Origin of the sequence: Halopseudomonas sp., from assembly GCF_038130085.1 — a bacterium.
Lineage (GTDB): Bacteria > Pseudomonadota > Gammaproteobacteria > Pseudomonadales > Pseudomonadaceae > Halopseudomonas.
This window is the reverse complement of record NZ_JAYPMU010000045.1, coordinates 1-8,930: the sequence shown is the minus strand read 5'-3', so window position 1 is coordinate 8,930 and position 8,930 is coordinate 1. Positions and strand designations below refer to the sequence as shown.

Genomic DNA, 8,930 nt, shown 5'->3' with positions numbered 1-8,930 from the left:
AGGGCAGCACCGTACCGGAAAGGTCAGGTGTTGCACTCAGTTTTTGCCGCAGCCATGCTTTATGTACTACCCGATTTTACGAGGAAAGCAATTTGAGCTAATAGCTTTAAGAGAGCTGGCGAGCTATGTTGGGTCGGACGTTATTCGGCCTGTTATTGAGCCCGTGAGAGATAATATTGCTCAGCTCATCAAGACAGTGGAGCTTTTGTCGAAGTTTGAAATAGTTCCGTTGATAATAATAAATCCTGCAATAGGTGACTTTTCAAATGGGGCTGATGGTCTGTTTGAAAGAATTGCAAGCTCCGTAAAATTTGTTCCCTGCGTTAAGGTTAAAAGTACTGAAGACTTGTCGCTGTTGGGCAGGCTTGGGCTTTCCCTTTCAGATAGTGCAGTATTTATTGAGGGAGGGATAGATAAGGCTCTTCTGGAGATGTTGCAGGAGGCTAGTTGCGTCCTTGTGAACAAGGATCGAGCCCACTCTGGAGCGGTTTCACGCTTGAAAAATGTCGTGCTTTTTGGTGATTTTTTTGAAAAAAAGAGCCGGAATGCGGACTATAAAGATAAATCATTCTACTCTTCTCTTCATACTGAGTGGAGAACTTATAATAATGCTATTGGGTTCGGCGATTATACAATATTGAGCGAGGAGTATAGTGAGTCTGGTGGTCCGGCATATGTGGTAACTGTTCATTTGAGCTATATAGATAATGATGAGTTTGATGCGATGTATGTTAGGCATTTTTCGTCGTTTAATGATGACTCTCCTGCGAACCCTGGTGGGAAGTTCAAGTCTGCACTTGAAAGCGTCTCGAACTATATAGAAGAAAATCGAGGGGTCTTTTTTGAGACGCGAGGGCTTCAAGAACTATTGAGTCTTCGTGGTGCTCCATTTCCTGGGCTCGGACAAGTAAAAAAGTACTCGATGAAGCATCACATTGAGACTACATGCGAATTTGTTCGGGGTGAATGATGCCTAGATGCTGCGTTCGGTGCTTTCAAGATTCAGTGGTCGTGGCCAAGATAGTTTCTGAGGGGGAGATAAATCGATGCAGTTACTGTGGGGCCAATCAAGTGTCCTGCATAGATCCAACAAATTTGACAGACAAGCTTGAGTTGTTCGCTTATGGCTTGTCCCCAGATGAAAATGGACAAGAGTTTCATGAAATTCTAGATTTTTATGGGCTTTTTAGTGATCAAGTTCGTCAGCCAATCGCGTTAATTGACGATATATTCGGGGTGGGTGTAGCTGAACAGAAATTTCAGCTTGATTTCAGTGTTGAAACATATATAGGGCAATGGGAAGAGTTTAAGTTAGAGCTAAAGCATAAAAATCGCTTTTTCCCAAAGGCAACCATCCATTCCTCACTATTCAGCAAGTCAGCCACGGATGGTGCGGAGGCCGTTCTTTTTCAGCTCCTTGAGCAACTGAAAACTCCTGTAAATGAAAGGGAAAGTTTCTTTCGGGCTAGGATATCTGAGGACCCGCTAAATGCTGCGCAGATGGGGTGTCCTCCACGCGATAAAGTTACAGGAGGTCGGGCTAACCCTCTAGGAATTCCCTACCTGTACGTTGCTGATACGCTGAGGACCTGTATTAGCGAAGTTCGTCCGAGTAATTCGAGTTGCATATATGTTTCTGAATTTACGCCACTCCGCGAGCTCTCTGTTCTAGACTTGACGTCTCCTCGGAAGCTGTGTTCCGCTTCTGCGTTCGGAGAAGAGCAGTTGTCCGCTGCGCTGGGGTTTCTTGGGCTTCTTGAACTTTTTTCTGAAGAGTTGTCTAGGCCTGTTCGGCCGGAAAATGTTAATCTGGACTATATACCGACTCAGTTTCTTTGCGAATTTATAAAAAGTGAAGCGAAGTTTGATGGTCTTATTTTTAATAGCTCCTTTGGCGATGGAAAGAACTTCGTGTTCTTTGATGGTGACAAGCTGACTGCTGCGGAGCCAAAAAAATACGTAGTAAATAGGACTGTTCACGAATTCGATTTAGGATAGAGGTAAGTTTAAATTTCGGTTCGGAATAATGTGTGTTTTCCTAAACTTTGAATTTCCGAAGATCAAGCTTTTTTTGCGGTTTGGTGTTTGATTCTGGCCAAGGAGAGGATATGCCAGTTTTTATTAGTTATTCGCATGTGGATAAGGCAAAAGTTGATCTTATCGCAGGGCACTTGGTGAGAAAAAGAACTAGTGTCTGGGTTGATCGCTGGGAGCTCAAGGCGGGGGACTCAATAATTAATAAAGTGCAGGAGGCGGTGGAGGGGTCAAGCGCCCTTCTGATAATGCTGTCCAAAGCATCGGTAGAATCAGAGTGGTGTAAGAAGGAGCTTACAGCGGGTCTGTTTCGAGAGCTTGATGAAAAGCGCGTAGTGGTAGTTCCTGTGCTACTGGAAGACTGCAAAATACCATTGTTTCTAAGGGACAAAATGTATGCGGACTTCAGGGCAGACTTCGATGAGGGTATGCACACCCTTCTTGAATCGGTAGCTCAGTTTTCGAACGGCAGTCAAAGCCGCATTGACGAAGCGGATGGTTCCCTAGATTGGTCCGTAGACTGGGGTATGGTGAATGGTAGTTACTTTATAAACTACACGATAGTTCAGACATCTAATACTCTTCAAATGTCGTTCCTTACGGAGATAATTTGTCTCTATAATGAGGTCGCTACTCGTCGTCAGCAAAAATTTGATGCTGCGGATATTGGTTGGATAGGGCGGACCACAAATGCAGTTCTTCTCTTGGACTATGCTGAGCGGGTGAAAGATGAAATGTTTGTTGTTCTAGAGTCCTCCACTCCCGAAAATAGAAAATTCGCTTTTCATGATTCCAAGACTAGAACTCAGATAGACATTCTCGTTAAGTGTCGAAAAATGGGGAATGACAACGGAAAGGATCAGTTGATTAACATAACTGAGTACTTCCGAAAAATACTTAAATATGTCAGTTCGGTCGAGCGCGAGGCCACTACCGAAGAGTTGGCGCGATTTGAAGAGATCCGCTCGATGCCATGGTGAGGCATGAAGCTTTAGGTACCTAATTCACTGAAAAACGCGTGAGTTAGGGCGCTGTCTACCGTTAGACGAGATACTGCGCCCAGTCCTCCATCAGCCTGCGTCTCTTCTCAAACATGTCGCCGCGCCGATAAGCCGACTCCACCGAACTTTCTAGCGTATGAGCCAGAGCCTGCTCGCAGACATCACGTGGATGTGCGGTGTTCTCAGCGGCCCAATCACGGAATGTGGACCTGAAGCCGTGGACGGTGATGTGGTCGTAGCTCATTCGTTTCAGCGTCATCAACATAGACATGTTCGAGAGCGGCTTGCCGTGGTCCCTACCTGGGAATAAGAACGGACTGTCGTCTATCCGATGTAAGCCTTCTAGGAGCGAACGAAGTGCGCCGGTTATTGGCACACGGTGAGATCGGCCCGCTTTCATACGTTCATCAGGTATGGTCCAGACGCCTTCCTGCAGATTGACCTCATCCCACGTTGCGCCAAGTACTTCACTAGTGCGGCAGCATGAAAGTATCGTCATCTCTAGGGCGCGATGTGATGGGGAATGACACTGACGCAACTTCTCCATAAAGGAAGGAGCTTCCTGCCAAGGTAGGGCAGGGTGATGCACCACTTTGCTCACCTTACTGCGCTTGGGGAATAGCTTGTCGAGATGCCCGCGCCATCTTGCGGGGTTTTCACCTTCACGAAGCCCGATAGCTTTTGCTGCGTCCAAAACCAACTCAATCCGGTTTCGTACACGGGACGCGGTTTCCGGCACTTTGGTCCAGATGGGCTTCAATACCTTGAGCACATGCTCGGTGGTGATCTGGTTGGGCGGTAAGTCACCGATGAGTGGGAAGGCGTAGGTGCTTAGCGTATTGGTCCACTGGCTTGCATGCTTGGCGTTTTTCCAGCCAGCTTTCTGGGACTCAATGTAGTCGAGCGCAACACTTTCGAACGTGATCGACATCTCGGCTGCACGGCGTTTCTCCGCCTCCGCTTCTTCACGAAGGCGCTTACGTTCGTCAAGCGGGTCTATGCCCGTTTTGGCCAGCTTACGTACATCGGCTGCTTGGTCTCGTGCATCAGCAAGGGTGATCTCCGGGTAGGCCCCGAGTCCCATGTCACGGAGTTTGCCATTGGTGCGGTATCGGTACAGCCAACTGGCGCTTCCCGGTGACTTGATACGAAGGTACAGACCATCACCATCGTTGTGCATTTTCGAGGTGCCATCTTTGACGAGCTTTTCAATGGCTTTGGCTGTGAGATTGCCCAAGGGGGTACTCCTGGCTTTAATGTGGTGCGCCTTCGCTGGCCCATACTCTGGCCCATACTTTAGCGCTGGAAGTGCTGAGACGTCAAAAGACGACGTGTTAAAAAATATCAATTTAAAACATAGTGTTACGTCATATATTCGGATTTTTTGAGATGTGCTGAAACCCTGAAAATAAGGACTGACTCTCCGCCAATAAACAAAAACGCCCAGCCTAGCTGGGCGTTTTTGTTTATCCGGTGAGCTCTCGGTGAGAACCCTCGTTCGACCGAGCCTGCCTGCAGGCGAGGAACGCCGGAGCGCAGCGACGGCGGCCGCGAAGCGGTGAGGCGCGCAGCGCCGAATAATCCCTGACAGGCCATCAGGCCACACGATGCTCCACCTAGCTGGGCGTTTTTGTTTATCCGGTGAGCTCTCTGTCTTGCAGTGTGTATCTCAACCTCACGCCCATTCAGCAACACCCATCGGCTTTACGCGGGCGCTTGTCAAACCCCCTGCAGCAGTTCTACATTCTTGCCATTGTGCTGCGTGAATTCTGCCTATGCCCACGCCGAGCTGGTTGTCAGCGGACGATGCCGAGTTCATTACCAAGGGCTTGTCCATTACCCTCGCTTCCCGTGACCTCCGTCACGTGCCTTCGATCGCCCGCGCGCTGGCTTGCCGGATCAGTGCTGATGCCCAGCAATTAGTCGTCTTGTTGTCGCGCCGGCAGAGTGCGGATCTGCTGCGAGACGTGGCGGCCTGCGGGCAACTGGCGGTGGTGATCACCGAGCCGAGTAGTCATCGCACCCTGCAGCTGAAGGGGCGTGACGCCCTTATCAACGCGTTGGAGGCTGATGACCTGACGGTGCTGGCGGCCAGTCAGGCCAATTTTGCCGCTGATATCCTGCCGATGGGATTTGACGAATCCTTTACTCGACGGTTGTACGCGTTCGAGGCGGCTGATTTGTGTCGGCTGGTGATGACGCCGACGGATGTGTTCCAGCAGACACCGGGCGTTGATGCCGGCAAGCGCATAGGGCCGCAGCCATGAGCCTGACGCTTGATCATGTGCGCGCCTGTCTGGAAGGGGTGGTGCCGGCGACCATCGCTACCTGCGACGCCGCGGGCGTGCCGAACGTGTCCTATGTCTCGCAGATTCACTATGTGGATGGGGAGCACATTGCGCTGTCGTTCCAGTTCTTCAACAAGACCCGGGACAACATGCAGCAGAATCCGCAGATCACTGCTTACCTGATCGACCCGGTGACTACCGCGCGCTACCGACTGGCGATGCTCTATCTGCGTACCGAGACCGACGGCGCGCTGTTCCAGAACATGAAGGCCAAGCTGGCCAGCATTGCCTCGCATACCGGCATGGGCGATGTGTTTGTGCTCAAGGGGGCTGATATTTGTCGGGTGCTGCACATTGAGGCAATTGATTGCGTTGTCGGCCCACCCAGCAGCGCCCAGCTGCCCTGGACCAGCTTGCTGCGTCGGCTGTGTGAGACCCTGCAACGGTACTGTGATCTGTCGGCGCTGCTGGACGCTGCACTGGTCAATCTGACCGGGCTGACCGCGGTGCGGCAGGCAATGATCCTGATTGCCGATGAGGCAGCGCAGAAGCTTTATACCCTGGCCAGCTTAGGCTATCCGGAGTCGGGTGTCGGCGCCGAGATTCCCTACGACTGCGGTGTCATTGGGGTAGCCGCGCGCTACCGCACGCCGATTCGGATCAGCCACATGACCGCGGAGTATCTGTACAGCGAAGCTACCCGCAGCGCGCAGCAGGATCCGCAGCTGGAGACCGGGATTCCCTTTCCCGGGCTGGACGCGCCGCAAAGTCAGCTGGCGATTCCGCTGTTGTCGGGCGGGGGACTGGTAGGTGTGCTGTTCCTGGAGAGTGAGCGCGAACTGGTGTTCGACTACCACTACGAGGACGCCCTGATGGTGTTTGGCATGCAGCTGGCGCAGCAGATTGCCCAATTGCAGCAGCAGGAGCTGGCGGAGGGGCCGGCGTTGTCTGAGTCGAGCACGCCGGACACCTCGTTGCCGCCACTGCAAGTGCGCTACTTCGCCGGAAATCACAGTGTGTTTGTCGACGATATCTATCTGATCAAGGGCGTCGCCGGCAGCATTCTCTGGCGTCTGCTCAACCTGATGCAGGCGCAGCAGCGGGTTGAGTTCAGCAACCGAGAGCTGCGCCTTGATGGCAGCCTTGGGCTGCCTGACATCGACGACAACCTGGAAGCCCGGCTGATTCTGCTGCGCCGTCGCCTGGCGGAAAAATGTCCGGATCTGCAATTGCGCAAGACTGGGCGCGGGCGCTTTCAGCTGGTGCTGACGCGCCCGGTCCAACTGAGCGCCGAATCACCCTGCCAAGGCTAGTTCCAGTTTGCCCCACTCGGGTTTGGGCAGACTGCCGCGAGCAATCGCCAGTACGCCTTCAAACACCGGTTGCGGTGCAGCCGCGCGCATCTCGCTGAGCAACTGTTCGCGCTCTTGGTGGTTCATGGCGGTGAGCATCCAGCGCATGTGGCGGGCGTTGTCTTCCGGCGAAATGCTCTGCACCAGACGGTGTTCGATGTCGCGAATCTGCTCATCCGAGTAGTGACGCCAGAGCACGGCGTTGTTCTCGGTTTCCTCCTCGTGCATGTGCGCCAGATTGTCGGCCACAAACACCGCAAGCTTGCGATAGAGCTGCGCGGCAAGCGCAGGGCGCTGACTGCGCTGGCATTCGCTGAGGTGCTCGAGCTGCGATTGCAGCACGATGATCATCGCGACGTGGTGGTCGTGGTGGTGGTACATGGCGGTCGCAACGCCGGGCTCGACCGCATCCATCGCTGGGTGGATGAAGGTGTTCTCGTGTTTGAGATGGCCGCGGCAGATCGCCAGCAGATCTCCGACCTGTTCCAGTACGGTGGCAAGTTCGTCCTCGGCGTACAGATCGACTCGGCCGAGGTTGATCAGCGCTTCAGTGAGACAGGCGCGCAGGCCTTTGTGGATCAGCGCATAAATGTCGTAGCGGGGAAGGGCCATGGTGGTGCTCCGTTGTTGTTTGAGGAGCACACAGGCTAAGCGGACGGAGCCGGTCGGGTTGCTAAATAGCTGCTAAGCAAATCCTAAATTTTCCCTAAGCTGCGGGTCGATAGGGTGGGCCGCAGGCTGCTGGTGCGCAACCTGCGGGTAGTTTGCTCAATCGATCTTTTCGAAGTACCCCAAAATCTTCAGCGCCGACAGGGTACTGCCGTCAATATCCAGATCGTCGCCGGCGAGGGCTGCGGCCGGATTCTGAATGCCGGCGGCGATGGACTTCCAGGCGTTCTCGGTGGTCAGCAGGGTGGCGACGACATCACTGTCGAGGCCATCGCTGACCTTGGCGACACCACGACGAATGCGCAGGGTGAACTGTTTGCCGCTGTCGCGGAAGTCAAAGCCCAGCGCAGTTTCCGCCTCATAGGTGTCTTCTGCCTTCAGCAATGCTGGCATGGCATGCAGGAAGTTCTCGATCGGCAGGCTGGCGAGGAAGTCCAGATTCATGCGTGGACGGAAGCCGGGTATGAGGCCATCCTGCACTTCGCGGGCAACGGTGAAGTAGTAGTTGCGGGCGTTCGGGTTGGCTTCGGCGGCGCCCAGTGTGCGCAGGGCGTCGGCGCGCAGGGTTTTGACCGCGTCGCTGTCTGGTTGCAGTAGCATCAGGTGATCGCTCAGCGTCAGCGCCCACTGAGCGTTGCCTTGTGCCAGCGCGTCTTGCGCCTTGCTGAGCAGGGCGTCGGTGCCGCCGGCCAGTGCTGCCATGTCGTTTGCCTGCTGCTGCTCGGGTGCCGGTTGCAGATCGCTCGGGTTGCCGCTGAACCAGCCGAGGTAGCCGTCAAATACCGAACGAGTCGACCAGCTGACCTTGCCGTAGAACTCTTGCAACCAGGGGTTGCTGGCCAAGTGTGGCGGTAGTTTGACCGCTTCGACGATCTGGTCCGGGGTCAGGCCCTTGTTCATGTGACGCAGGGTCTGATCGTGCACAAAGTTGATGGCGTCGCTGTAGTCGGTCAGCAGCTCGGCGATCCGCTGCTTGCCCTGTACCGGGCGGGTGTGGCTCGGCACCAGATACTCGGCACCGAGGTCGCGGATGCGATCTACGGTGTTGGCCCATTGCTTGACGTCACGGTAGTAGGTGCCGCGGATGGTGTAGAGGTTGGGGAAGGCCTGATAGATATTATCGCCGCTCAGCACAGTCTGCTTCTCCGGCAGCCAGACAAAGATCTGATCCTCGGTCTCGCCGGGGGCGTGTACCAGTTCCAGCTTGATGCCGGCGATCTCCAGTGACAGCTGGTCGGCGAAGGTATGGGTCGGAGTCAGCGCGTGCAGCGAGCTTTCCGGTGTAACGCCCAGCTTGGGGCCGATACCGTCGTTGATCAGCTCGCCGTGCGGCAGATGGCTGCCGAACATGCGCATCGAGCGGGCACTGATAATCGGGCGGATCTGGTTTACCACGCGGTTAATGTAGTACTCGGTAGTGTCGTGGGCGTAGACCGGGATGCCCGGTGTTTCGGCGAAGGCGCTGGCGCCGAAGACGTGGTCGGTGTGGTTGTGGGTGTAAATGATCGCTTTGATCGGCTTGTTGGTGATCTTGAATCGTACCGGGTTTTATGGAGGCCATTTCGTTTAAGTCAGGCCGCCATGGT

The 8,930-nt window shown here is 54.2% G+C and carries 8 protein-coding genes; 5 read left to right on the top strand and 3 right to left on the bottom strand.

The window, feature by feature from the left end; all coding sequences use genetic code 11:
- The 3 genes from AAFM31_RS17510 to AAFM31_RS17500 form a co-directional block, all read left to right on the top strand.
- Positions 1–970: sce7725 family protein (locus AAFM31_RS17510; RefSeq protein WP_341709145.1), on the top strand; the 970-nt coding region annotated here is incomplete at its 5' end.
- A 41-nt stretch (positions 971–1,011) separates the two neighbouring features.
- On the top strand, positions 1,012–1,998 hold the full coding sequence (locus AAFM31_RS17505) for an RES domain-containing protein (protein ID WP_341709144.1): 987 nt from the start codon (positions 1,012–1,014) through the stop codon (positions 1,996–1,998).
- A 110-nt stretch (positions 1,999–2,108) separates the two neighbouring features.
- Positions 2,109–3,014, top strand: coding sequence for a toll/interleukin-1 receptor domain-containing protein (locus AAFM31_RS17500; RefSeq protein WP_341709143.1), 906 nt, complete (start codon positions 2,109–2,111; stop codon positions 3,012–3,014).
- A gap of 61 nt (positions 3,015–3,075) precedes the next feature.
- Here the strand turns inward: AAFM31_RS17500 and AAFM31_RS17495 are convergent, their stop codons facing one another.
- Complete coding sequence (locus tag AAFM31_RS17495) at positions 3,076–4,272, bottom strand: integrase arm-type DNA-binding domain-containing protein (RefSeq protein ID WP_341709142.1); 1,197 nt, start codon at positions 4,270–4,272, stop codon at positions 3,076–3,078.
- 538 nt (positions 4,273–4,810) lie between these two features.
- On the opposite strand from AAFM31_RS17495, the gene AAFM31_RS17490 reads away from it, so the two are divergent.
- On the top strand, positions 4,811–5,302 hold the full coding sequence (locus AAFM31_RS17490) for a hypothetical protein (RefSeq protein WP_341709141.1): 492 nt from the start codon (positions 4,811–4,813) through the stop codon (positions 5,300–5,302).
- The gene (locus tag AAFM31_RS17485) at positions 5,299–6,636 is read left to right on the top strand and encodes a GAF domain-containing protein (protein WP_341709140.1); all 1,338 of its coding nucleotides are present in this window, start codon (positions 5,299–5,301) and stop codon (positions 6,634–6,636) included. Before AAFM31_RS17490 ends, AAFM31_RS17485 begins: the two co-directional genes overlap by 4 nt.
- Here AAFM31_RS17485 and AAFM31_RS17480 read toward each other — a convergent pair.
- A complete protein-coding gene (locus tag AAFM31_RS17480) occupies positions 6,619–7,287 on the bottom strand; it encodes a hemerythrin domain-containing protein (RefSeq protein ID WP_341709139.1) in 669 nt (222 codons plus the stop codon). The two genes, AAFM31_RS17485 and AAFM31_RS17480, sit on opposite strands and share 18 nt — an antisense overlap.
- 156 nt (positions 7,288–7,443) lie before the next feature.
- The gene (locus AAFM31_RS17475; protein WP_341709146.1) at positions 7,444–8,874 is read right to left on the bottom strand and encodes an alkyl sulfatase dimerization domain-containing protein; all 1,431 of its coding nucleotides are present in this window, start codon (positions 8,872–8,874) and stop codon (positions 7,444–7,446) included.
- Positions 8,875–8,930 lie beyond the last annotated feature (56 nt).